This window comes from Flavobacterium sp. FlaQc-47 (genome assembly GCF_044006475.1).
Lineage (GTDB): Bacteria > Bacteroidota > Bacteroidia > Flavobacteriales > Flavobacteriaceae > Flavobacterium.
This window is the reverse complement of the sequence record NZ_JBIPCQ010000001.1, coordinates 316959-341839: the sequence shown is the minus strand read 5'-3', so window position 1 is coordinate 341839 and position 24881 is coordinate 316959. Positions and strand designations below refer to the sequence as shown.

Here is a 24881-nt window from a genome sequence, read left to right as displayed (position 1 = left end):
ATGCAAAAAAACGCATTATACATTTTATTGGCTGATGATGATGAAGACGATCGTCTTTTTTTTAAGGATGCTTTTGAGGAAATAAAAATCCAGACAAAAGTTGATTTTGTTCATGACGGAATGCAATTAATGGATCACTTAATGGATCCTGAAACTAAGTTACCGGATATTTTATTTCTGGATTTGAATATGCCTAAAAAAACAGGTAAAGAATGTTTGATCGAAATCAAGAAAACAGAACATCTTAAAAATATCATTATCGCGATATATTCTACTTCTTCATCTGAGGAAGATATTGAAGATACTTTTATTCAGGGAGCCAATATTTATATAAAAAAACCAAGCGATTTTAATACGCTTAAAAAAATAATCAATGAAGTCGTTACCGTAAACTGGCATTATCATACGTCAGGATTAAACCGTGATAACTTCCTGCTTAGACTAAAATAATAGCATATCAATGAAATGGATCCCAAATTTTAATTCTTCAAACTCTTTGAGAGTTATTTTTGTAATCGCGGTTTTCATTCTGTTATTTCTCTCATCAATTGCTTACAAACACAATAAGGATATAGACGAATCCAGTAAAGTTGTAATGCATACGTATGAAATAAACATTCAATTAGAGCGATTAATGTCGGCAATTAAGGATGCCGAAACGGGGCAGCGTGGTTATATAATTACACGAAATGCCAGGTTTCTAACGCCTTATATTTATTCACGCGACAAGGTAAATACTTCATTTATTACGTTAAAAAAATTAACTGCTGACAACCCAAGACAGCAAAAAAATCTTCAAAAGTTATTCAAGCTGATTATTCAGCGCTTTGTTTCTTTTGAAAATTGTTTAAAATACAGCGATCCCAAAACATATGATAAACGAAAACTCGACAATCATATGTTTGGAGGTCGAATCCTGATGGAAAACATTCGTTTTCAAGTAGACGAAATGAACGACATCGAGAAAAATTATCTTGCAAAAAGGATGAAAATCTACGCTCAGGAGATTTCCTTAAGCCCACTATTTTCTATTTCACTATTTTTAGCAGCACTGCTTTTTATTTTATTGGCTTACAGACAAATCAGCAGAGATTTTGAACGTTTGAAAATCTACAATAAAAAACTTTTGATTTCAAGCGGTCTAATGGCAGAATCTGAAAGTATTGGTAAATTTAGCACATGGCAATGGGATTTAGATAATGATAAAATCGATTACTCAGACAATCAATTTCGTTTGTTAGGCTTTGAGCCTAATGCCTTTGTTCCGGAAAAGGGAACTATTCTGGATTTTGTTCATCCTGATGATAAAGCCAAGGTTGCAAAATCAATGGAAGTTATTGTCGAGAAAAAACAATTGCCATTTGTTTACTACAAAATCACACGTCCGGATTATGAAATAAGATATTTTAAAACAACCGGAAAATTACTCACAGATCAACAAGGAAGTAAAATTTTACTTGGAATTAATTTTGATATTACCGATGAACATTTACTCAACATAGAACTTCAGGAACGTAATAGAGAATTAGAAAAAAGCAATAAAGAACTGGCTTCGTTCAATCATGTTGCAAGTCACGATTTACAGGAACCTTTAAGAAAAATACAGACTTTTGTTTCGCGGATTTCTGAAGAAGATAAAGCGGTTTTATCTCAAAGTGCCAAAGACTATATTTCTAAAATTGAAGTTTCGGCTAAGAGAATGCGTGTTTTGATAGACGATTTACTGTTATTCTCCAGAACAAATACAACTAAAAAGGAATTCATAAAATTAAACTTAAATGAATTACTGGAAAATGCCGAATCTGAATTAGCGGAAATTATCGAAGAAAAGAAAGCAATTATTACGGTTACAAAATTGCCGAAACTTGCCGTTATTCCGTATCAAATAGAACAGCTTTTCATCAACCTGATAGGGAATTCTCTAAAATATAGTCAGCCTGATATTGTGCCAGAAATTACAATTGAAACCGAAAAAGTAAATTCAAGCGATTATCCTGATTTATTAGAACCCAACGTGAAAAAATTCTACAAGATCACTTTCACCGATAACGGAATGGGATTTGATCCTCAATTCAAGGAAACCATTTTTGTTTTATTCCAGCGTTTACATTCTAAAACAGATTATCCGGGAACAGGAATTGGTCTTGCCATTTGCAAAAAAATTGTCGACAATCATAAAGGTCATATTATAGCAGATAGCACTCCAAATGAAGGATCTGTTTTTACGGTTTTTCTTCCGGAGTAGATAGTTTTTCAGTTTTCAGTCGCAGTTTTCAGTTTTAAGTCGCAGGTTTTAGTTTTTCAGTCGCAGGTTTCAGTTTTCAGTCCCAGTGACAGTTTACAGCAAAACTTAGACTGAAAAATCATACTTAAAAAAAATACTGAAAACTGACACTTAATACCGAGACTAAAAACTGAAACTAAAAACTGAAACTAAATACTGAGACTGAAAACCGAGACTGAATACAGAGACTGAATACCGAAACTGAATACTGAGACTGAATACCGAGACTGAAAACCGGGACTGAAAACTGACACTGAAAACCGGGACTGAAAACCGGGACTAAAAAAGTAGGAAAATAAAATATACTTATATATTAAAAGAAACCATAGTTAATTCTATGGTTTCTTTTTTTTTACAACCTATTTTAAAACAATAAATACCTGAAAATAAACGCGTAAGCCCAGTAAACAACTAGATTATGGGAATTATATAACGATTCATTTTTATGCTGTAAAGTAAAATGTTGGTTTCGTTAGCATCTTTGTAATGTAATACTTTATGAAGTAATAATGATATAATGATAGCAGCGCCCCAATTGAAAGCGACATTTTTTAGACTAGTTTTTTTATTGATAATTATAATTTCCTTAGCATCGTGCAAGAAGAGTAATCCAATAGAAACCTCCTTAAAAAATGAAACTTTTGCAAAAACGGAGAAAGAAGAAATTGAAGCTTTTTTTTTCATAGCAACGGCAAATGTAACAAAGTCGATTATTTCAAAAAGTCAAATTGCACAACAAAAAAGTTCAGATTCTATAATACGACAGTTGAATAGAAAAATAGAAATTAATCAGAATCAATTGCTGCATGAAATTTCAAAAATGGCCACGAAAAGGCTCATTATAATAACAGAAATTAATGCAACACATAATAAACGAGATTTATATGATCTGATTGATGCAAGTAATACTGATTTTAATAAAGCATATCTGGAAGCAATGACAGAATCGTTAAAAGAGCAAATTGGATTGTTTGAATCAATTTCGAAACAAACAAATGACAAAGCAATATTAAAACTGGTGTTACAATATTTACCTGAACAATATCAAACCCTTCGCGAATTGCAAAGGATCAATTATGAGATTAATTAAATGCCTAAATATTATTAACTAAATTTTTTTTAACTATGAAAATGCAATCAAATTTTTTATGCGCCTTAACACTTTTTTTAACAGCTTCTTTTGGAATGCTACACGCTCAGGACACTAATGTAACTACCGAGTTTGGTGTAAAGGGAGGATTCAACATGTCTAACTTATACGGTAGCGGAGATGACGTAGATGACAACAATGTATTATACGGATTCAATGCCGGAGTTTACGCAACATTACCTATTTCAGATTTCATCGCTATTCAGCCAGAGATTTTGTTTACTACAAAAGGTGCTGAATTTGAATACAACAATGCTTTTGCATCAGGAAATACAAAATTTAAATTGAACTATATCGAAGTTCCTTTATTAGTAAGAGTAAATGTTACTAAAAACTTTAATATTCATGCCGGTGGTTATGCATCTTACTTAGTAAGTTCTAAAGTAACTGGTGACGGAAGTTTTGATTTTGAACAAGAAGTTGACAGAGACGACTTAAACAAGTTTGATGCCGGTATAGCAGCAGGTGTTGGTGTAGACTTTGACCCAATAAGCATTGGTGTACGTTATAACTATGGTTTAACTACAGTTGGAAAAGAAAGAACAGTAGGCGGAACAACAATTACAGTTCCAGACGCTAAAAACAGCAACTTAACAGTTTACTTATCATATAAGTTAAACTAAAAACATAAAACATTTCATTAACCCCTTAATATAAAAACCATGTCAAATTTATTATATACAATCGCAGTTATACTGGTTATTCTATGGGCTTTAGGCTTCTTTGTTTACAGCTTAGGTAGTATAATCCACATATTATTAGTAATTGCAATTATCGCAATATTATTCAGACTTATCAAAGGTCGAGAAGTTTAAAAATCAACATTATAAATTAAATATATTAAATCACTAAATCAAATATTATGAAAACAAGTAACACAATTTTAGGAATTTTAGGAGCTGCAGCTGCAGGAGCATTTTTAGGAGTATTGTTTGCACCGGACAAAGGATCAAACACAAGAAAAAAAATCTCAGATAAATCAAAAGATTACGGAGATAATCTAAAAACAAAATTTGACGGAGTTGTAAGCACAATCACTTCAAACGGAAAAGATATTCTTGAAGAAGGAAAAGCAAAATTCAACCAGGCAAAAGAAGACTTCAATTCTATTAAAGATGAAGCAAAAAGTGTAAAAACGAACTACTAAAAAGTGAAATTTTTAAACCATAAATACCCTATATCATGGAATCAAATGCAACAACAAACGAGAACTTAAATCTTTATGAAAAAGCTGAAAACTATGCCAAAACAAGTTTAGAATTAATTAAACTTAAAACGGTATCAGCAGTAGCCGATGTTTTATCGACATTAACATCAAGAATAGCAGTTGGAGCTGTTGTTGCATTTTTTACCCTGTTCCTTAATATAGGGATTAGTTTGTGGCTTGGAAAAGTGCTTGGAGAGTATTATTACGGTTTTTTTATCGTAGCCCTCTTTTATCTTATTGTTGCAATTGTAATGCATACAATGCAACATAAGATTATTAAAACACCTATTGGCAACATGATTGTTACCAGTATTTTAAAAGAAACTAAAAAAGAAGATGAAACTGATTTAAGTCAATCAACAAACTAAAAAAGACTGTTATGGAAACTATTTACACACTTGATTCATTAGATCAGCAAATAAAACAATTAGAACTGCGACAGGATGCCGAATGGTGCTCTATTAAGGACGAAATTGAAGATATCAAAGAGAATTTAAAACCTCTTAACCTTATCCGTAATACGGTTGAGGAAATCAACGAAACAGTAGGCTTTAAAAGCAATATAGCCCAGTCTGCAATAAGTATAGGGATTGGTTATCTCGCAAAACGATTTATAGTTGGTAAAAGTACCTCGATGTTCAAAGGCATTGCCGGATCATTATTACAACTGGTCGTAACTAATTTAGTTTCAAAACCACATCATGACACCGCAAGCGACGGATCATCACAATACGAATCATCAAGAGAGTAATTGTCTAACTATAAATTTATGTATTATGGAAAAGTTAAGCGAAATAGTATTAAAAAATGGTGTATACGTTTACTCGAATCTATATAAATGTTTTGAATTTTCGAGAGTATTTCTAGGTATCTAACTTGCTTTATACGTTTTATAAACGAACGGTTAAACAGTTAATATCCTTCACTATATATTTCACTAAGGTTCTGAGGTAGAAGTAAAAAAGGCGCAAAGATTATTTGCATCAAAACAAGATTTAATCTGAACCACAAAAAGAGACTGTCACACATTAGTGAAACAGTCTCTTTTTTCTTTTTGAGGTGCAAAGGTTTATTTGAGGTTCAAAGGTGCAAAGGTTTATTGCAGGTTTTAATAAGTTCTAATCAGAAAAATGGAATATTCAAATAAAAAATGCCTGTTTCATTTATTTGAAACAGGCATTTTTTATTTGTAATTTGAGAATCCTCTTAAAAGAAACGTCTGAACTTCTTTTAAAAACCTTGTCCCTTTGCACCTTTGAACCTTTGACCCTTTTTTAAAAACCTTTGTCCCTTTGCACCTATCAACCTTTGAACCTTCTTTAAAAAACCTCCGAAGCTTCTTTCAATTTCTCCATATTGTTGACCAATTGAAGCTCGGCAACAATTTTTTGAATGTCACCATTCATGATATTTCCTAAATCGTATAAAGTCAAACCAACTCTGTGATCTGTAACACGACCTTGTGCGTAGTTGTAAGTACGAATCTTAGCCGATCTGTCGCCAGAACTTACCTGAGACGTACGTTTTGTAGCATCTTCGGCTTCTTTTTTAGCTAATTCCTGTTCGTATAAACGAGAACGTAAAACGCCTAAAGCTTTATCTTTATTTTTATGCTGTGATTTCTGATCCTGACATTGCGCCACTAATCCCGTAGGAATGTGCGTTAAACGTACCGCAGATTTCGTAGTATTTACAGATTGTCCTCCAGGTCCAGATGAACAGAAGAAATCCACACGAACATCATTCATATCAATTTGAACATCAAACTCTTCCGCTTCCGGTAAAACCATTACTGTAGCTGCAGATGTATGCACACGACCCTGAGTTTCTGTTTGAGGAACACGTTGCACACGGTGAACACCGGCTTCAAACTTTAAGGTTCCGTAAACATCCTCGCCCGAAACTTCAAAAATAACCTCTTTGAAACCTCCGGAAGTTCCTTCGTTCATATCAACTACAGAAGTTCTCCAACCTTGATTTTCACAATATTTAGTATACATTCTGAACAAGTCACCCGCAAAAATACTCGCTTCATCCCCACCCGTTCCGGCACGAATCTCGACCATAACGTTTTTAGCATCTTCAGGATCTTTAGGGATCAACATAAACTTGATTTCTTCCTCAAGTTCAGGCAATCTGTCTTTTGCTTCATCTAATTGCATTTTGGCCATTTCGGTCATATCTGCATCACTTCCATCAGCAATAATTTCGTTTGCCTCGTCTATATTAGCCATCAAAAGCACATATTCATCACGCTTTCCAGCTAATGCTTTCAGGTTTTTGTACTCTTGATTCAATTGCACATAACGTTTTTGATCAGAAATAACATCCGGCTGGATAATCAAATCCGAAATCTCGTCAAAACGTTGTTTTACTATTTGAAGTCTATCTAACATTTTCTAATTCCTTTTATTGGAGTGCAAATTTACGAAATTTTTGTTTAAAATTCTATCATTAACCTTTTGAGTTTTTTAAGGGTTTGTTTGTTAGGAATTTTGATTATTATTTGAAGCTGTTTCCTGCTATCCGCTATATCTTTTTAGGCAGAATATTTTCGTTTGAATTAGAAATTTTCGTTTGCCTAAAAAGGATGCCGCTTTTATCAGGGCTAGGGATTTTCGGTTTTTAATTTGCTTTTATGGATTTCCGTAAAATAGTTGATTTGAAAGGAGTTAGTTTTGAACAAGATAAACTAAAAATTAAATATGAAAGAAATTACATTTATAATAATTGCTATATTCTTATTTTCATGCAAATCTGACACTCAAAAAAAAGAAGAACTAGAATTAAAAAATTCTGACGAAGTTTTGAATGAATCAATAAGTTATCTAAATAGCATAGCTTGGCCAATCAATACAGATTCATTATTGACAACTTATAATTCATTAAAAAATACAGATAAAATAAAGTTTTCTAAGAAAATCAATTCAATATCTCAAAATGCGAAAATAGAACAAGAAAGAGTTGATAATCGCATGCTTGAAATGAATAAAGAATTAGATCAGAAAAAAATAAAACAAACCGTTCAGGAAGAAATTAATTGGAAAAAAACTAAAGCTGGAAAACTTCAAATAAAATATCCTAAGTGGTCAAAAGAAGACTGCGAAAAGATTGTTAATAATAAAATATGGATAGGAATGTCTATTGATATGTTGCAGTATATGAATGGAAAACCAAATAGTGCAAATCCTTCAAACTACGGAAACGGAACAGAATGGCAGTGGTGTTGGGATGATATTAGCCCTTCATGTTTTTACGGTGGAGATGATGGAATTATAACATCGTATAATTAAAGTAATAAACTTAAGTGCCGAGTTTTTCCAAACAAAAAATCAGGTGTTTTTACTTGGTATTTAGTTTAAATTAAAGACGATGTTTGTTTTTATAAATAACTATTTGAAAATGATTTATAAAACGCATCGCAAATCGGCGATATCGGAACTCTCAGAATAGTAAAACTTTATTTAACTAATAAAAATAAAAACATAGAATATTCAAAAAATAAAAAAATATTATAAATTATGATAGATAGAATTACTCAAAGTTTATTAAAAGATTTTCAATCTAAGTTTGATTTTGAAAATGTTGAAGATAATGACTTATTTGAACATTTTGTAAATTATACAATTTTGGAAAAAAAATTAGAAGACAGAATTGACGAAGATGTTTTAAATCAAATAAATATTGGAGTTAACGGTACATTTGGATTAGATGGTTTTGCAATTTTAGTTAATAAACATCTAATAACTTCAATTGAAGATTTAGATGAAATACTTGATAACAATTCTAAACCTGTAGCCGAAGTTTTCTTCATTCAATCAAAGACATCAAATAGTTTCGAAATAAAAGAAATTAGTTCCTTTGGTAATTCTATTGAGGATTTTGTTTCAATTGAACAAAAATATTCATGGAATAAGAATGCTGAAAATTTTATTGAATTATTTAAGCACCTAACAAATCGAGCAAATGATTTAGAAACAAATCCTTCTTGTCAAATTGTTTATTCGACATTGGGTGAATATCATAATGATATAAATACAGAAGCTGAAAAAAAGCGCATCTTAAAAATTATTAGTGATCAAAGAGTTTTTAATAAAGTTGAATTTAATTTTTTAGATTATAGTAATCTTCAATCCGATTATAAAAAGATTGGTCAAAAAATTTCAAGAACTTTTGCTTTTAGTCAAAAAACATTAATGCCTGATATTGATAATGTTAAAGAAGCATATATAGGCGTAGTACCAGCAACTACAATTATTGATTTGATTGAAGAAGATTCAGAATTAATTTCCTCAATTTTTTACGACAATGTAAGAGATTTTCAAGGATTTAATAAAATTAATAAAGAAATTAAGAATACTATATCAGATGAAAAATTAAAATACGCATTTTCAGTACTAAATAATGGTATTACCATAATAGCCGAAAAACTTATTCCTATACGAGATAACATTACAATCACTAATTATCAGATAATAAATGGATTACAAACTTCCAGGGTTCTTTTAGATTCAAAAGAATTTATCGATGATAAAATTTTCGTAACTCTTAAACTAATTGTAACAGAAGATGAAAATCTAATTTCTAAAATAATCCGTTCAACAAATAGACAAACAGAAGTAAAAGAGGAAGATCTACTAGCTTATTCAGATTTTCAAAAGAAATTAGAAGATTTCTTTAAAACATTTATAGAACCAGACAAACTATTTTACGAAAGGAGATCGAAGCAATATAATGGATTAAGCATAGACCAAAAATCTATTATTGATAAATCAACCTTAATTAAAACAATGGGAAGTTTTTACTTTCTAAAACCGCAATTAGCGACAAGATATTTTGGCGCCTTATTTAACGAATTTGGTAAACAATTATTTCTTGATAATCATAAATTGTATCCTTATTACACGGCAGCGCTTATTTACAATAAACTTGAAAATAAATTTAGAGCAAATGAAATAGATAGGAAATATAAAAAAATTAGATATTTTATTTTAATGATGCTGCGTTTAGAGTATAATTTAGAATATCCTAAATTTGAAGCAAATAAAATTGATAAATTTTGTACTGAACTAATTTCACATTTTAATGTTAAAGCAAATTTTGACAATAAATTAAAAAATGTAATTCAAAAAATTGACTCTTTGAATTTAGACTTAGATAGTACAGAATTGTCTAAATCAAATAAATTAGTTGACAATATCAAAAAATTATATTTCAAATAAATTGACAGAAAGCGCGGATGTTTTACATTCAAAAGTTCGTTTTATCACAAAATTAAGACGCAGTACTAATGCTCGAAGCAAATAAATAATGAAATCTTTTTTGTTCACGATAGTAAATTCTTACTATATCATTCCTAAATATAAAATAAATTCAAAAAAATGACATCATTAGAAGCTAAAATTATTATTACATCTGCTACAAAAAATATTATGACAACATCTGACAAAATTGCATTAGCTTCCTTCATAACTGCTTTTTTTAGTTTTGTTGTAACTATTGTAATAATCATATATACAAATCAGCAAAATAGATTATCAGTTAAACCCATATTAAAAATAATTCCTTACGATTTTGAGAACAACATAGCTATTTATATTAAAAATGTTGGAGTTGGCCCATTATTTAGAAATAAACTTGAATTTAAAACTAAAACAGAAACTGCATCTAATTTAATTGATCTAATGCCCAAACATTCAACTCTTAAATGGACAAATTTTTCTAGGTTTCCAGATTTTGTAATTCCAGTAAATGAGCAAGAAATTTTAATTGAATTAAAAGGTGATTTAAATAATAATGAATTTAATGAATTCAAAACAGAAGTCAGAAAAGCATTAAAAGAAATAACTATCTATTGTGATTATGCCGATATTTATAACACCAAATTCAAAAGTAAACCCGAAAATCTTGATTACTGTTACGGTAGACATTTCAAATAATATAAAAAAACTCTCTCACCTAAATCTCCAATATCGAACCCCGCTTCTGCAAAGTATTCCTCGTTAAATGTCAAGATCGCTGCGAAGTCTCCCTACTTCGTACCCGTTTCAATAAGGAAAAAATATTACTCAATATCCTATGTAATAACAGCGAATAAACAGAGAGATCAATAGCCTTGAATTCGCCTAGAAGAAAATGTATAGAGTAAATAGAGATTAGTTCAGAAAAAAAAAATTATAAACAAGATTCCTATATAAGTAAAAACATCACGCTAAAAAATGAACAAATTAGAAGCACTTTTTTTAGAAATAAAAAAAGACAAAAAATCAAAAAGAATTCCAACCGCTGCAATAACACAACTATATGGAGTTTCACGCAGAGGTCCTAGGGTAATTTACACTGTAAATCTGTGGCTAGAAAAATACGAACTAATTATGGAACCTGGTTATGCAAGCGCAAATGCATATCATCATGTAGAAATAAAACTAAAACCAACGATCGGTATTAATTCTGAAGTTAAAAAACCTAAGTACTCTGAAGCTATTCCTCGAGTTAGCATTATCAAATCTTCTGATCTGAACGATTCAGAAACTGGTGAATTCAAACTTGTTACTGTTAGAAAAGAAATGCCAATAGTGGAAGTTGTTTCTCTAATGTTATATCATAATTTTTCACAAATACCAATATTATCGAGTAAAAAGGACGTATACGGACTAGTAAGTTGGAAAAGTATCGGTAGAGCTCTAGCACTTGGTAAAACTTGTAAAACTGTTGCCGATTGTTTTGAACCAATTGAAACTATCAATTACGACGAACCTTTGTTCAAAGCAATAAAGATAGTACTTGAAAAAGAAGTCATATTGGTTAGAGATATTAAAAATGAAATATCCGGTATAGTAACTGCGACAGATATTGGTCAGCAATTTTTAATTCTTTCTGAACCATTTCTTCTCATTGAGCAAATAGAAAATTCAATAAGAATTATTTTGAATGATAAGTTAACCTATGAGGACATTAATAAAGTTTTAGATCTGACAAAAATCGAAAAAGAAATAAAACATTTATCAGATTTGACTTTTGGGCACTATGTTAGAATATTTGAAAATGAAAATCTGTTTAAAAAGATTGACCTCAAAATAGACCGCGTCTTACTTCGAAAAATGCTTACAGATGTAAACAAAATTAGAAATGAAGTAATGCATTTTAGTCCAGAAGAAATGAATGAAAATGATTTAGGCGAATTGAGAAGAATTCAACGTTTCATTCAACAGATAATTGAAAATATTTAATTTACAATACTGCCAAACCAGATGGCGAAGATTTGCGACCCGATCGCGCGGATATATCTTCACTTTCGATAGCGCGGATTTGCAATCATTGCCCGCAACTATAAAATAACAACACTGGATATCTAACTTTTTAAAATTCTATAACTATGAGCAATCAAACACCATACAACGCACCAAGTAAAACAGGAAATCCATCCGGACCAGGAAGAGGAAACAATCCTCCAAGTTCTCCATCTAAACCGTCAGCGCCAAAAACTTCTAAATAAATCATTATGCCGGCACAGATTTATTAAAAAAGAGGAAAATCAAAACATAAAACAAAACATCCCAAAGAGAAAACTCTTTGGGATGTTTTTATTAACTATAAATCAGAAAAAGAGATTTAAACCTCCTCTTCTACTTTTAAAATTTCTAATTTTAGATTTCCTTTTTTGGCAGGCCATTCTATAATATCTCCTACTTTGTAGCCAACCATGGCAATACCTTCATCTGAAAGAACCGAAATTTTGTTTTTGCTGGTTTTTGCTTTTTCAGGACCAACAAGTAAAATTGTTTTTTGTTCGTTATTGGTGTGGTCTTTATACGTAATTTTTCGGTTTATTGACACTATATCTTCCGGAAGATTTTTTCGCAATACCTGAGTTGCCTTTTTTAACTGACCTAATAATAGTTCTTCTTCTCGTGGGGTTACTTTTTTTCTACGTACGTGATCTTTAATTAAATCGTATGTTCCTGTTGTTAATATAATATTTTCTGACATGACTTTCTTGTTTGCTTCATTTTAAATAGATTGCGACATACACTCTTCATTGAATATCTTGCAGCCTGGCAAATTCAATTATATCGCATCCTAAATAATTGAAGATTAAATAAATGACTATATATAATAAAAGGATCCCTGCCTAGAGTTGCGACAGGGCAGAATTAATAAACTCTTTTGAGCTTTTTAAGAAAGTATCATCATGCAAATACGATAATGTGCACATCAGGCACATTAAACTGCTATTTACTAAATAAAAATTTGAAGTTTCCATTGTATTTTATTCTGCTTGCAAGATACGCTTTTTTCTTACAAAAAACTATAGATTATTAAAAGAGTTATTTATGAGGTTTTAGTATCGCTGGCACAAATGTCTATCTTAAAGCAGATAAAAACATCTATGAAATGTTCCGTCTTAAATCTCTCGATCACTATGTGAAGTAATGCTTGGAAAATTTTATTCATAATTTATATATTTGACCAAATAAAGAGCTTTACCTTTTAATGGAAAATAAATTAATTCGCTGTTACAAATTAAATAAATGGAATATTATTACTGTTTCCTGTTATTCATTCCTTTCTCTTGTATTATTGATTTACGGCTTAGAAAATAAAATTTACCTATCACAAATACTATCTTTCTACGGATATGGAACTCAATTTTTTATTTATGGTTTTCAATACCGAGCACTTCGTAATTTTAAGTATTTTTTAATTTGGATAGTAATTGGAATAATTCATTTCTGCATTTATCTTACCATTAAAGATTCACCGGAATTAGCTTATGTCAATGGTCATGCATCTCTTGGTTTAAGAAGTACACTAATTACATTATTGCTTTTTCAATTTTTTAGATTTCTAAGTTTAGAAATTCAAAATAAAGAATTAGTTGTACCATCAAAAAACAGTAAAACTGATATTTTCTATGAACGACAAGTTACAATAGTTGATTTCATTTGTTTCATTATCTTTTTATTTGTGACGATGTTTTTTCTTGTAACAAGATAATTTATGCTATTAATCCCAAAATTATATTGCATTAGAATCCAAATAAATCTTATGCAAATCATCTAACAATTCCATTTCTTGTTCCGGTAAAAGTTGCAATGCAATTTCAAGCAAAGTCATTACATTAATATCTGTATTTGCTGTAATACTTGACAGACTTTTTGCTTCATCATTTAACAAAATAATACTCGCTTTGAGCAAATCCGAAACCATTAAATTAAGTTCGTTATAACCGGAAACTTTTAGTTTTATGCTAAACGAATTTTCACTATTATTTTCTTGTTTTAGTTTTCTGAAATCTTTTGTTTTATTCATTAATTCAAAAAAATCTGCGGCTTGTTTTGTATCTTTTATTTCCATGTTTTTAATTTTAGTTAAATATGTAGATTCCATCGAAACAAAATTACAAGCAATAAGTGAGTTTTTGGTGATTGTATACAATCAGGTGTTTACAACCGATCGTATGAAATAATATCAAATTAGAAATTTTAAGTTTATATTCGTCATAATTTAAATTGCTAAATATTTCTTTGCATCAAATGAAAATACATTCAAAATTTAGAACTTTATTTTTACTTAAAGTAAACATACTTTTTTTCATAATTGATTGCTTTTGTATTTATTACCTTATCAATGGTTTTAAAAATCAAGATTATATGATGATTTTAGAATCGATACTATTTTTAGCATTGAGTCTATTTATCCACATTCTTAAACTTCGTACGGTTAATGAAATTATTGTTTTAGAAGATGGTTTACAAAAAACAACTTTACTTTCAGGTAAGGTAGAATTCATTCCATTTTCGTCTATTGTAAATATTCAAACAAAACGCATTTCAGCATCTTATAGCAAAGGAGGACAAATTACTACGGGTTATTTTGAAAGTACAATACTTCTTGAAAATGGTACAGAATTATGTATTGACCCCGACTATGACAATTATCTGGAAATTGTTGTTGCAGTAAGACATCATATTTAAAAAAAAATCATTGTAGCTTTTACATTTTATAAAAAGAAAAGAAACAACCTTTGTTCTATAAAACAGTTGTTTTTTACTGTTTCTCATGCTGTCTTAAATTAATGAAGTCAAATTTAGCATAGTTTAGTCTATTAAATTGGACGGAAGCATAAGCCAAAATATTTTAGATTTATAACGGATTAAATATGCACTATCGAAATATCTAACAAAATAATTACAACTTTAAACAAGCAAATTCTTTAAATTTGATTGCTCTTTTAAGATAGTTTTAAACTTATATAAAATTAAAAAATGAAAACTTATTTTGTGGACTCGTTTACGAATGAAAAATTTAAAGGAAATCCAGCCGCAGTCTGTTTACCCAAAACAGAACTTGATAGCGAAACGATGCAAAATATTGCTACTGAAATTGGATTTTCGGAAACTGCCTTTATAAAACAAATCTCAGATAACACTTATAGCATTCGGTTTTTTTCGCCAAAGACCGAAATTCCGTTATGTGGTCACGCAACATTGGCTTCGTCAAAAATTGTTTTCGATACGACTTCATTCGAAAATATAAAATTTATTAACTACGAAAATATTGAGTTGCTTATTGAAAAAGTTGGAACTAAAATCAAAATGCAATTTCCGGTTTACAATACCCAGGAAATAGAGGTGCCTCAGGAAATGATAACTGCACTTGGAATCTCACAAATTGCAAATAAAAGATACAGTCCTAAAAACAATATAATTTTAATTGAAATTAAAAATTCGGTTGAACTCGCCAATTTAAAACCTGATTTTACGGCATTGGTAAAATCCTATACGGGGATAAATGGTGTTTTGGTAACCGCAATTTCAGACACCGAAAATTTTGATTTTCATTACCGTTATTTTTGGCCCTGGTCCGGTACAAATGAAGATCCTGTTACAGGTGGCGTTCAAACTTTTTTGACTAAATATTGGTCAGAAAGACTGAACAAAACAAAATTTAATGCGTATCAGTCTTCATCAAGAACCGGAATGATGAGCACAGAACTTGTAAATGATAAAATTTTTATTTTAGGCGAAGCGGTAAAAGTATTAGAAGGAGAATTTAATTTGTAATTATTAAAATTATCCTTTTAATTTTTAACCTGATTTTATCTGCACAATCAAGCAATTTTGGTGTGATTATTTGCGTTCACTCGATGAAGAAGGAAAACATACTAAAAAGTCTAATTTAATTGAGTTTTTCGAATTTATTTGAAGTAATTCTGTAGGCAAAAGGTCTTTTGTCTTCGGCTTTCTTTTTTATTTCAGGTAAACATTTTACCAATTTTTCTACCATTTCCCAAAATGAATAACCGTTAGACGGCGGCTTAAAAAAGAATACACCTAAACCGTGACTTTTATACAATTCATTTTGATGTCTTGTTGTCTGAATTTTAAGATCCTGTGTAATAACAATTCCGTTTTCTTTACCAACTAACGGAATCCAAACTTCATCTTTAGCGCCTGTACCAAAAACTTTTTTTATAGATAAAATTTGAATTTGAACTTTTTCTTTAGAATTTAAGTGTTGCTGAAAAACATCAAATCCCTCAGCTAAATAATGTGAGAAATTCTCATCAACGTAAATATTTATCATCAGGCGACAGTTTTACAGTATTCAATTGCATCATTCACTTGTTTTAATGAAATTTCATAGGAGTCAGCAATAAATTTTTTGGTTTCTTTAGACTTATATAAATTAAAGATTGTTTGAGGAAAAATATTTGTATTTTTAATAACTGGCTGGCCAAATTGATGACTTGGATCTACCACTACGCTTTTTGTTTTACCTAAAGGATAAAACTTAGTTGCTAAGTTATCATTATCAAATTCTAATTTGTGAGCAAAAGATTTAATGAACATCATATTCAATTGTTTAGTTGAATCTAAATTGATTAATTCTTCTTCGTTAATTTCGAACACAATTCTTTTACCTACACAATTTATTTTATTAATTATCTGAGAAACTGCAAATGGAAATGTTGTGCTAAATCTTTTTGACAACTCAGTATGAGCATTTAAAATTTGGTGAGTGGGAACTCCTGCTTCCTTCAGTTGAAAGAAAATATAAAATTCTACGAGTGTATGAAAACTTACTGCTTTGCTGTTATGAACACTCCAGGAATACTTTTTACCAAGTTCATTAGCGAATCTCTTGTCCCAATATTCATTTAATAAACTATGAACTTTTTTATAATTTAAATTTAAAATACTTGATATGTCAGATATTGTAAAAATACCTGTACCAAGTTCTAAATAATTTTCAAATTCAGTAGTTTCCATTTTACAAATTTAATCTTTTTTGTTTCACTTATTATATTGCCTATCCGCCTCTTTTTTAAAATAATTCACTTTGCCTATTAAATCTCGGCATATAATCTAGCAAAGATTTTTGTTTCTTCCGGTGTCTCTTTTAAAATTCTTTGGGCTACTTTGCTTCTCATAATATCTGTTTTTAAATTAAAAAAAAAACATAAAAAAATGTCTTTGTAAATGTAAGAAAAATAATTCATTTTAAAATTACTTGTTTTTCAAATTATTTTGTCATTCATTTGAAAAGCAGATTGACAATATCTTAAAGCAGAAACAAAGCTTCAAATATTGTGTAAAATATGTTTCGTAAAATCTTTATAGTTGTCCGGAATTAACTCGTAAAGTTTTTAATAGCTGCGACTTCTACGAGAATAACCACTATGGCAAAAACTCAGCATCTTAGTATCTCAGAACTTCAGCAACTTTTTCTCTGACTATTTTTATTGGTTTCATACCTAAATATGAAGCTCTAATGACATTTTTTTTAAAGTCATTTTCTTAATTACCTACTTTCAGGTCTTCAAAAAGATAACTACAAAAAATTAACTAAAGCTCCCTATTATGAAAACTACAAAAATGGTATTATTTTTTATCACGCTAATCTCATTCTGTGCCTGTAAAAAGGACCCAAAGGGAGAAAAAAATAATTATACAACTATAAAAAATAGCGCTGCTGCTGCTGAGTGTTTAGCTCCTGCAAATTGGTTTACAATGGTAAACAACACTCGCCAGACTCCTCCTCCAAATGAAGGACCAACAAGTGTATTTGCTAACAATGCAACTGTAACAAATTGTGACTTTCATCAATGGTCGTGGCAAAAATTTCTTTTTCTTACCAATGAAGTCAACGGAAAGCCATCATTTATGACGACTATGATTCAGGTGAATGCGGCTGGTCAGAGATTAGACCCAAGCAATGGAATTGTTTTAACAGATACTGCTCAGGCAAGTTCTACTACTGATATTTTAAAAACACCTAATTATCCATCTGGTGTTCCTAAATCTACGACAGTCTATTATTCTATATTCATGGACAAACTTCTCTACGGAACAATGCTAAAATATGGTCCAATAGCAAAAAATGACCCTACTAAAGTAAAAGATATCACTTTTCCTGTAGGATCATTAGAACTTAAAACTTCCTGGATTGATGCGAGTGTTCTTAAAGATCCGTCTTCTTATTTTATTACTCAGGGCGTTATCAATGGAGTAAAAACAAATGTAGCCCTTTTGGGAATGCATGTCGTTGGGGTTGTTCAAAATCATCCTGAATTTGTATGGGCTACTTTTGAACATGAAAATCTTGCACCCGCTTATGATTGGTCAAAAGCTACACCCACAACCGATGCGCCGGTGACGAGTACAGTTGATTACCCGTTTTTTAATAAAAACAGCACTGCAACAGTTACCAATATAACATCAGGAAACGGAATTTATACAGATGTGTTTTCTGTTTACAAATATGGCGTTCCTGTTGAAAAAGCAATGAAAGGTTCTTTTAATGTTCAACTTTATATGGATACGAGCCAAAATGGTTCAGAAAACTTTAATAATATTCGTACTATCAATCAAAGTGTCAAAAAACAGCTAACAGGCATCTGGAACAATTATTTTTACAATGGTTCACTATGGATTAATACTGCAGGTTATAATACTACTCAATCACAGGCTGCCCTATTAGATTCGTTAAGTTATGATCTTTCAAATTCTGCTCCCGGAAAATTAACCAGAGGATCCACTGCAGCTTACAATATTACTATGGAAACCTATGTACAGGTAGGTTTTAATCCGTCATCAATACACGCAAATACAGTGAGCAATCTGGTTAATTGCTTCTCTTGCCATAATACATCTGATAATTCAAACAATTCTCCTCTGTTTATAAGCCATGTTTTTACAGGATATGTAGAAAGTCTGCAAGGCTTAAACAGAAAACAAATCAAACAAGAACATGTTGATGAAATTATGGATCAACACAAAATGCGTCTAAAATTAAGATAACTAAACAACAATTCGCTTTACTCTTCAGCAAAGCCGAAATTTATAACTACAAAAACCACAAGCTTCTGTTTGTGGTTTTTGTATTTTCTTTATGCGTTATAAGATTAAAACATCAAAAGTTTTTTCACGCAGATTCTGCAGATAAAGCAGATTCTAGTGGATTTCTTTAAATTACTCTGCGTAGATTTCCTGAAATTTCTTTTAAATCTGCGGGAAACAAAAAACCTTTGCCCCTTTGCCCCTCTGCAACTTTGCTCCTCTATAATTTCAATACCACTTTTTAAATCCCTAATTTCGCCTTTAAATTAGAAAGAGAAAATGAAGGTCTGTATTGCTGAAAAACCAAGTGTAGCACGCGAAATCGCATCCGTTTTGGGAGCCAATACCAAACACGATGGATATTACGAAGGAAACGGTTATGCTGTCACCTACACATTTGGTCATTTATGCACTTTAAAAGAACCTAACGATTATAAACCGCACTGGAAAAGCTGGGATTTGAACAATTTACCCATGCTTCCGGATAAATTTGAAACCAAAGTAGTTGAAAATTCAGGTATCCAAAAACAATTTAAAATTGTAAAAAGTCTTTTCGACAAAGCCGAATTGGTCATCAATTGCGGGGATGCCGGACAAGAAGGAGAATTGATTCAGCGTTGGGTCATGAACGAAGCGCATTACAAAGGCGAAGTACAGCGTTTATGGATTTCGTCCCTAACAACCGAAGCCATAAAAGAAGGTTTTGACAACTTAAAGCCATCTGCTAATTACGATAATTTATTTTACGCCGGATTTTCCAGAGCCATTGGCGATTGGTTATTAGGCATGAATGCAACGCGTTTGTACACCGTAAAACATGGTGGTTACAAACAAGTATTGTCTATTGGGCGCGTACAAACGCCAACATTAGCAATGGTTGTAGACCGATGGAAAGAAATCGAAAATTTTAAACCTCAACCCTATTGGGAATTGCAGACTTTATACAGAGAAACTCTTTTTAGTTATGAAGAAGGTCGTTTTCTTAAAAAAGAAGATGGACAGCTTTTAGCCAATAAAGTCAAAGAAAGTGAGTTCGAAATTGTTTCGGTCGAAAAGAAAAACGGAAATGAGTTTGCGCCGAAACTGTTTGATTTAACGGGATTACAGGTGTATTGCAATACAAAATTTGGCTTTTCGGCAGATGAAACGCTTAAAATTGTTCAAACTTTGTACGAACAAAAAGTAGTGACATATCCCAGAGTTGATACGACTTTTTTGCCCAATGATATTTATCCGAAAGTACCGGGAATTTTGCAAAAACTTTCCAAATATGCCGAATTAACGCAGCCGCTTTTAGGGAAAAAAATAAAAAAATCGCCGAAGGTTTTCAACGATAAAAAAGTAACGGATCACCACGCGATTATTCCAACCGGAATTGAAAGCAATTTGCAGTACAATCAGCAACAAGTTTATGACATTATTACCAGACGTTTTATTGCCGTATTTTATGATGATTGTTTGGTGGCGAATACTACCGTAATTGGAAAAGCTGCCGAAGTAATGTTTAAAACCACAGGAAAAGAAATCCTGAAAAAAGGTTTTCGCATTGTGTTTGAAGACCCGAATGCAAAAGAAAAAGAAGCCGACCTATTGCCCAGTTTTGTTGTGGGAGAAAAAGGTCCGCACGAACCATCGTTTTTAGAAAAAGAGACTAAACCACCCAATCAGTTTACTGAGGCAACTTTACTGCGCGCTATGGAAACCGCAGGAAAACAAGTCGATGACGAAGATTTGCGCGAATTGATGAAAGAAAATGGTATTGGTCGTCCGTCAACACGAGCTAATATTATCGAAACGCTGTTTAAACGCCAATATATTGTTCGAAATAAAAAACAGGTTTTACCTACTCCAACAGGAATTCAGCTTATTGATACGATCCAGAACGAACTGATAAAATCGGCTGAATTGACAGGTTCCTGGGAAAAGCAATTGAAAGATATTGAAAAAGGCACTTTTACCGCCGGAGCGTTTATCAAAAACATGAAACGAATGGTTGAAGCTCTGGTCACTGAAGTTCGAAGTGAAACCAGGCACGCCAATATTTCGCATGCGCAAAGCGTTCAAAAAGAAGTTGTAAAAGTCGAGAAAAAGAAAGCTGCCGGAATTTTAGCCGAAACTTGTCCGAAATGTAAAAAAGCAACCTTGATAAAGGGAAAATCGGCTTATGGCTGTGGGAATTATAAAGCAGGTTGTGACTTTTTATTGCCTTATACTTTTGCCGATAAAAAAATATCAGAAAACCAATATTTAAGATTGGTTCAAAAAGGATCAACAGTAAATATAAAAGGCTTTAAAACAAACGTGGGAACCGTAGAAGGTTTAATCAGGTTTGAAGAAAATTACAAGCTTAAACTAGAAACAAAAAAAACAGCTCCGAAAGCAAAATCAGAAATAGCATCAAATACAACATCAGATGCATTAACGTGTCCGAAATGTAAGAAAGGAACAATCTTAAAAGGAAAAACGGCGTACGGTTGTGGCGATTATAAATTGGGTTGTGATTTTAAAGTCACTTTTGATGATGTTCGAACGAAATTAAAAGATCAAAAACCAACTAAAGAACTGGTATATTCTATATTAAGTGACAGCATTTAATTTTTTTGGAACGGTTTTTTGTCACAAATTACACAAATTAGCGCGAATTTTTATTTCACTCAGATTTAAAAAGATTTAAGCAGATGTTCGCAGATATATAATTTCTAAATCAAATTAAATCTGTCCTAATCTGCAGAATCTGCGTGAAATAAATCCTTTTAATTTGTGGCAAGTTTTCGCATTATGCAATAAATAATAATTTGTGTAAATTCGTGAAATCCCTGGCAAACTTTTTTTTTATAAATTAGCCCTTCCATTTAACACCAAAAAACCAAATATATGTTTCAGAAAATTACTCTTACACTACTTTTATTAGCCGTTGTTTCTTGTCAAAAAAAGGAATCTGTAGAAAAAGACAAAATCAAAGTTGCCGACTGGTTAATAGGAAATTGGGAAAACAAATCACCAGATGGTGTACTTTCGGAAAATTGGATAAAATTAAACGACAGTACTTTTAGCGCATCTTCCTATTTTATAAAAGGAAAAGACACTTTACATTTTGAAAATATCGTGCTAGCTCAAAAAGGAGAAACCTTAACGTATTTTGCTACTGTAAAAGGTCAAAATAATGATAAACCTGTTGCATTTCCTTCAACCGCAGAATCAGACAAACAATTGGTTTTTGAAAATCGTAAACATGATTATCCTCAAAAAATCACCTATACAAAAGGTGCTGATAATACTTTAACTGCCGAAATTTCGGGTAAATTAGATGGAAAATTGAGTTCAGAGAAGTTTGTAATGATGAAAAAATAATCATGACAACTTTTCTTTGTTTAGACTGGACTAAAGTCCAGCCCTAAAATATAGATTATTCCTCCGGAATTTTTAAAAACTATCGTTAAAATAACGGTTTGATCATAAAAGAACCGTAGGTTCGGAAAATTTTGTAGGGCTGGACTTTAGTCCAGTTTAGAAAAACATTGCGTTAACCAGAGCAATGGTTCGCGAAGTTTGAAAATATATGGATTGTGAAACTGAGAGGAGTTTTGTAATTAAGAAGAAATATCATGACAACTTTGCTTTGTTTAGACTGGACTAAAGTCCAGCCCTAAAATATAGATTATTCCTTCGGAATTTTTAAAAACTATCGTTAAAATAACGCTTTGATCATAAAAGAACCGTAGGTTCGGAAAATTTTGTAGGGCTGGACTTTAGTCCAGTTTATAAAAAGATTAGAATGACATTTATTATTTTGTTAGTAAAAACTCTACTCCTTCTCCCCGATTTTATTCACCATAAAAATCATCAGAATCCCTAAAAATGCCATTACTAAAAATGCCCATTTCATACTTAAGTATTCAGAGATAAAACCAACCATTGGCGGTACAAGTAAAAAACCAAGGTAACCAATTGTGGAAATAGAGGTTAATGCAGAACCACTGCTTAATTTTGATGATCTTCCGGCAATACCAAATACCAGAGGTACGACGCAGGAAACTCCAACTCCAATTAAGACATAACCAAAAATGGTTGGATAAATAAAAGGCAGCAAAAAACAAATTAAAAATCCTACGGTGATTAAAATTCCGCTGTAAAGCAGGATTCGTTTCGTACCAAATTTCATTACACCATAATCTCCAAACAAACGTCCAAGAGTTACTGCTGTTGCAAAAAACACAAATGCAGCACTCGTTAACTGAGGAGAAGCATGCAATATGTTTTCAAAATAAATACCGCTCCAGTCGTACATTGTATTTTCGCAAGCCATAGAGACAAAACAAATTATGGCAAACTTGATCAGATTTTTTTCCGGCATCGAAAAGAACTTCTTTTTTACCGGTACAGGCTGATTATGAATACTTAATGGATAAAAACAAGCTGTAAGTCCCATCATCAAAATACTTACTCCCAATAAATGATGAGATGGTGCAATATGCCTTGATACCATAACATAGCCTAAACCTGCTCCCGCAAAAACTGCTATACTCCAAACTGCGTGAAAACGGGTTATAATAGATTGCGGATATAATTTTTGAACCTCCAGCGATTGTGCGTTAATGGACAAATTAAAAATATTACGAGAAGCTCCAAAAATTAAAAGTATAATAACCAACTGCCAAACAAAACCAGCCAGACCTGGCAAAGCCAGAACAATATTAAACATAATTGCCCCTAAAAGCATGATATAACGGCTGCTGTATTTATTTAATAATTTTCCTGTAAAAGGCATTGTCAGCATTAAACCTATTGGAAACGCAAATAAGACAGTTCCAAATTCAGCTTCTGATAAATTAAGCTGTGCTTTTATATGCGGAATTCTGGAAACCCAGGATGAATATCCAAATCCGGAAAGGAAAAAAAATACAGTATTGGCCAAACGGAATCCTTTAGGAGAATTTTGAAATTTTTTTAAAAAAGGTAAAATCATGAGGAGCTTTTCATTAAAAGCGCAAAATTAAGGCTTTGAAGTGTAACTTCTACGCTTTTTCTGGTTTTTAAATTAAGGCATGAATTTTATTTTTAATTGTTCTAAATAAGCGTTAAGTTTGTAGCAATAATAATTTTAAATAAAATTTAAACTTCATCTTATGAAATCTAAAACTTTAAAAACGATAACATTTTTACTTTTAATGTTGGTTGCAGCTCCACAATTATTTGCTCACGCACTCTGGATTGAAACTAAAGCAACTGGTACAAAAGGAAAAGCACAGGAAATTTCAGTTTTCTTCGGAGAATTTTCAGATAATGACATTACAAAAGCAGACAAATGGTTTTCTGATTTAAAAGATTTTTCATTAGTATTGATTTCTCCTTCGAAAAAAGAAACAAAACTTACTGCAAAAGCTTTAGACAATAAATATCAGGCATTTTTTACTCCGGATGAGGATGGAGTTTACACTATTGCCATGCACCATAAAGTAAAGGATGTTTACGGAACTATGGTTTTAGATTACAATTCAAGCGCTACAGTTATTGTGGGTAATGCAGAAAAAGGAAATGAAGCTGTTGTAAACTCCAATGTTATTAGTTTATTTTCTAAAGATGCAGCAACTGCAAAACAAAAAGTAAAAGTAAACGTGAACGCTCTGTACGACGGAAAAATTGCGAAAGAGCAAAAAATGAAAGTAATTGCGCCTAACGGATGGGAAAAAGAATTATGGAGTAATGATAAAGGAGAAATCTCATTTACACCAATCTGGCCAGGTAATTACATGGTAGAATTTGCTTATACTGAAAAAGCTGCCGGTGATCACAACGGAAAAAAATACGATGAAATCTGGAAAATGGCTACCTATTTAATTTCGGTTAAATAATTCAGACACTTTTTTATTGTAAATACACTAAAACCTTGTTCTT

Annotated in this window: 25 protein-coding genes; 18 read left to right on the top strand and 7 right to left on the bottom strand. The window is 31.4% G+C overall.

Going from position 1 to position 24881, the window contains the following annotated elements; translation table 11 throughout:
* Nucleotides 1-450 carry a response regulator gene (locus ACHRVX_RS01265; RefSeq protein ID WP_055098384.1) on the top strand — a complete coding sequence of 150 codons (450 nt, stop codon included), beginning with the start codon at nucleotides 1-3 and terminating at the stop codon, nucleotides 448-450.
* Nucleotides 451-460: 10 nt separating this feature from the next.
* Entirely contained in the window at nucleotides 461-2245 is a 1785-nt protein-coding gene (locus tag ACHRVX_RS01260) for a CHASE3 domain-containing protein (RefSeq protein ID WP_395328117.1), read from the top strand.
* Between the two features lie 450 nt (nucleotides 2246-2695).
* Here the strand turns inward: ACHRVX_RS01260 and ACHRVX_RS01255 are convergent, their stop codons facing one another.
* Entirely contained in the window at nucleotides 2696-2968 is a 273-nt protein-coding gene (locus ACHRVX_RS01255; RefSeq protein ID WP_395330289.1) for a hypothetical protein, read from the bottom strand.
* Here ACHRVX_RS01255 and ACHRVX_RS01250 point away from each other — a divergent pair.
* The 6 genes from ACHRVX_RS01250 to ACHRVX_RS01225 are packed head-to-tail and all read left to right on the top strand — an operon-like array spanning nucleotide 2853 to nucleotide 5392.
* Nucleotides 2853-3374, top strand: a complete 522-nt coding sequence (locus ACHRVX_RS01250) for a DUF4142 domain-containing protein (protein WP_395330271.1) — start codon at nucleotides 2853-2855, stop codon at nucleotides 3372-3374. The two genes, ACHRVX_RS01255 and ACHRVX_RS01250, sit on opposite strands and share 116 nt — an antisense overlap.
* A gap of 35 nt (nucleotides 3375-3409) precedes the next feature.
* Nucleotides 3410-4057: a porin family protein gene (locus tag ACHRVX_RS01245; protein ID WP_395328114.1), complete on the top strand. Its 648-nt coding sequence runs from the start codon at nucleotides 3410-3412 to the stop codon at nucleotides 4055-4057.
* A gap of 39 nt (nucleotides 4058-4096) precedes the next feature.
* Nucleotides 4097-4249 (top strand): lmo0937 family membrane protein, encoded by a 153-nt coding sequence (locus ACHRVX_RS01240; RefSeq protein WP_109746162.1) that lies wholly within the window; start codon nucleotides 4097-4099, stop codon nucleotides 4247-4249.
* A 47-nt stretch (nucleotides 4250-4296) separates the two neighbouring features.
* The gene (locus ACHRVX_RS01235) at nucleotides 4297-4581 is read left to right on the top strand and encodes a YtxH domain-containing protein (protein WP_395328109.1); all 285 of its coding nucleotides are present in this window, start codon (nucleotides 4297-4299) and stop codon (nucleotides 4579-4581) included.
* A gap of 35 nt (nucleotides 4582-4616) precedes the next feature.
* Nucleotides 4617-5009: a phage holin family protein gene (locus tag ACHRVX_RS01230; protein WP_395328106.1), complete on the top strand. Its 393-nt coding sequence runs from the start codon at nucleotides 4617-4619 to the stop codon at nucleotides 5007-5009.
* Nucleotides 5010-5020: 11 nt separating this feature from the next.
* The gene (locus ACHRVX_RS01225; RefSeq protein ID WP_213296840.1) at nucleotides 5021-5392 is read left to right on the top strand and encodes a hypothetical protein; all 372 of its coding nucleotides are present in this window, start codon (nucleotides 5021-5023) and stop codon (nucleotides 5390-5392) included.
* A 568-nt stretch (nucleotides 5393-5960) separates the two neighbouring features.
* On the opposite strand, the gene prfA is transcribed toward ACHRVX_RS01225, so the two are convergent.
* Nucleotides 5961-7037, bottom strand: coding sequence for a peptide chain release factor 1 (gene prfA, locus ACHRVX_RS01220; protein WP_395328102.1), 1077 nt, complete (start codon nucleotides 7035-7037; stop codon nucleotides 5961-5963).
* Between the two features lie 309 nt (nucleotides 7038-7346).
* On the opposite strand from prfA, the gene ACHRVX_RS01215 reads away from it, so the two are divergent.
* From ACHRVX_RS01215 to ACHRVX_RS01200, 4 genes are all read left to right on the top strand, one after another.
* On the top strand, nucleotides 7347-7934 hold the full coding sequence (locus tag ACHRVX_RS01215; RefSeq protein ID WP_395328099.1) for a hypothetical protein: 588 nt from the start codon (nucleotides 7347-7349) through the stop codon (nucleotides 7932-7934).
* Between the two features lie 228 nt (nucleotides 7935-8162).
* Nucleotides 8163-9863, top strand: a complete 1701-nt coding sequence (locus ACHRVX_RS01210; protein ID WP_395328096.1) for an AIPR family protein — start codon at nucleotides 8163-8165, stop codon at nucleotides 9861-9863.
* 159 nt (nucleotides 9864-10022) lie between these two features.
* Entirely contained in the window at nucleotides 10023-10580 is a 558-nt protein-coding gene (locus tag ACHRVX_RS01205; RefSeq protein ID WP_395328093.1) for a hypothetical protein, read from the top strand.
* Between the two features lie 279 nt (nucleotides 10581-10859).
* The gene (locus ACHRVX_RS01200) at nucleotides 10860-11870 is read left to right on the top strand and encodes a CBS domain-containing protein (protein ID WP_395328090.1); all 1011 of its coding nucleotides are present in this window, start codon (nucleotides 10860-10862) and stop codon (nucleotides 11868-11870) included.
* Nucleotides 11871-12252: 382 nt separating this feature from the next.
* Here ACHRVX_RS01200 and ACHRVX_RS01195 read toward each other — a convergent pair whose 3' ends face one another.
* Together ACHRVX_RS01195 and ACHRVX_RS01190 are read right to left on the bottom strand one after the other, a co-directional pair.
* Complete coding sequence (locus ACHRVX_RS01195) at nucleotides 12253-12630, bottom strand: GreA/GreB family elongation factor (RefSeq protein WP_395328088.1); 378 nt, start codon at nucleotides 12628-12630, stop codon at nucleotides 12253-12255.
* Nucleotides 12631-13659: 1029 nt separating this feature from the next.
* Complete coding sequence (locus ACHRVX_RS01190) at nucleotides 13660-13998, bottom strand: hypothetical protein (RefSeq protein ID WP_395328085.1); 339 nt, start codon at nucleotides 13996-13998, stop codon at nucleotides 13660-13662.
* A 296-nt stretch (nucleotides 13999-14294) separates the two neighbouring features.
* On the opposite strand from ACHRVX_RS01190, the gene ACHRVX_RS01185 reads away from it, so the two are divergent.
* Together ACHRVX_RS01185 and ACHRVX_RS01180 are read left to right on the top strand one after the other, a co-directional pair.
* Complete coding sequence (locus tag ACHRVX_RS01185) at nucleotides 14295-14618, top strand: hypothetical protein (RefSeq protein ID WP_395328082.1); 324 nt, start codon at nucleotides 14295-14297, stop codon at nucleotides 14616-14618.
* A 291-nt stretch (nucleotides 14619-14909) separates the two neighbouring features.
* Entirely contained in the window at nucleotides 14910-15707 is a 798-nt protein-coding gene (locus ACHRVX_RS01180; RefSeq protein WP_395328079.1) for a PhzF family phenazine biosynthesis protein, read from the top strand.
* Between the two features lie 115 nt (nucleotides 15708-15822).
* Here ACHRVX_RS01180 and ACHRVX_RS01175 read toward each other — a convergent pair whose 3' ends face one another.
* Both ACHRVX_RS01175 and ACHRVX_RS01170 read right to left on the bottom strand, forming a co-directional pair.
* Nucleotides 15823-16230, bottom strand: coding sequence for a hypothetical protein (locus ACHRVX_RS01175; RefSeq protein WP_395328076.1), 408 nt, complete (start codon nucleotides 16228-16230; stop codon nucleotides 15823-15825).
* Nucleotides 16230-16916: a DUF433 domain-containing protein gene (locus tag ACHRVX_RS01170; RefSeq protein WP_395328073.1), complete on the bottom strand. Its 687-nt coding sequence runs from the start codon at nucleotides 16914-16916 to the stop codon at nucleotides 16230-16232. Before ACHRVX_RS01170 ends, ACHRVX_RS01175 begins: the two co-directional genes overlap by 1 nt.
* Before the next feature lie 591 nt (nucleotides 16917-17507).
* Between ACHRVX_RS01170 and ACHRVX_RS01165 the strand changes: the two genes are divergently transcribed.
* The 3 genes from ACHRVX_RS01165 (at nucleotide 17508) to ACHRVX_RS01155 (ending at nucleotide 22337) form a co-directional block, all read left to right on the top strand.
* Nucleotides 17508-18947: a hypothetical protein gene (locus tag ACHRVX_RS01165; RefSeq protein ID WP_395328071.1), complete on the top strand. Its 1440-nt coding sequence runs from the start codon at nucleotides 17508-17510 to the stop codon at nucleotides 18945-18947.
* Nucleotides 18948-19265: 318 nt separating this feature from the next.
* Complete coding sequence (locus ACHRVX_RS01160) at nucleotides 19266-21581, top strand: DNA topoisomerase 3 (RefSeq protein ID WP_395328068.1); 2316 nt, start codon at nucleotides 19266-19268, stop codon at nucleotides 21579-21581.
* A gap of 279 nt (nucleotides 21582-21860) precedes the next feature.
* On the top strand, nucleotides 21861-22337 hold the full coding sequence (locus ACHRVX_RS01155; protein WP_395328065.1) for a DUF6265 family protein: 477 nt from the start codon (nucleotides 21861-21863) through the stop codon (nucleotides 22335-22337).
* A gap of 454 nt (nucleotides 22338-22791) precedes the next feature.
* On the opposite strand, the gene ACHRVX_RS01150 is transcribed toward ACHRVX_RS01155, so the two are convergent.
* Nucleotides 22792-23952 carry an MFS transporter gene (locus ACHRVX_RS01150; RefSeq protein WP_395328062.1) on the bottom strand — a complete coding sequence of 387 codons (1161 nt, stop codon included), beginning with the start codon at nucleotides 23950-23952 and terminating at the stop codon, nucleotides 22792-22794.
* A 160-nt stretch (nucleotides 23953-24112) separates the two neighbouring features.
* Between ACHRVX_RS01150 and ACHRVX_RS01145 the strand changes: the two genes are divergently transcribed.
* Complete coding sequence (locus ACHRVX_RS01145; RefSeq protein ID WP_395328059.1) at nucleotides 24113-24838, top strand: hypothetical protein; 726 nt, start codon at nucleotides 24113-24115, stop codon at nucleotides 24836-24838.
* The last annotated feature ends 43 nt before the right edge of the window (nucleotides 24839-24881 follow it).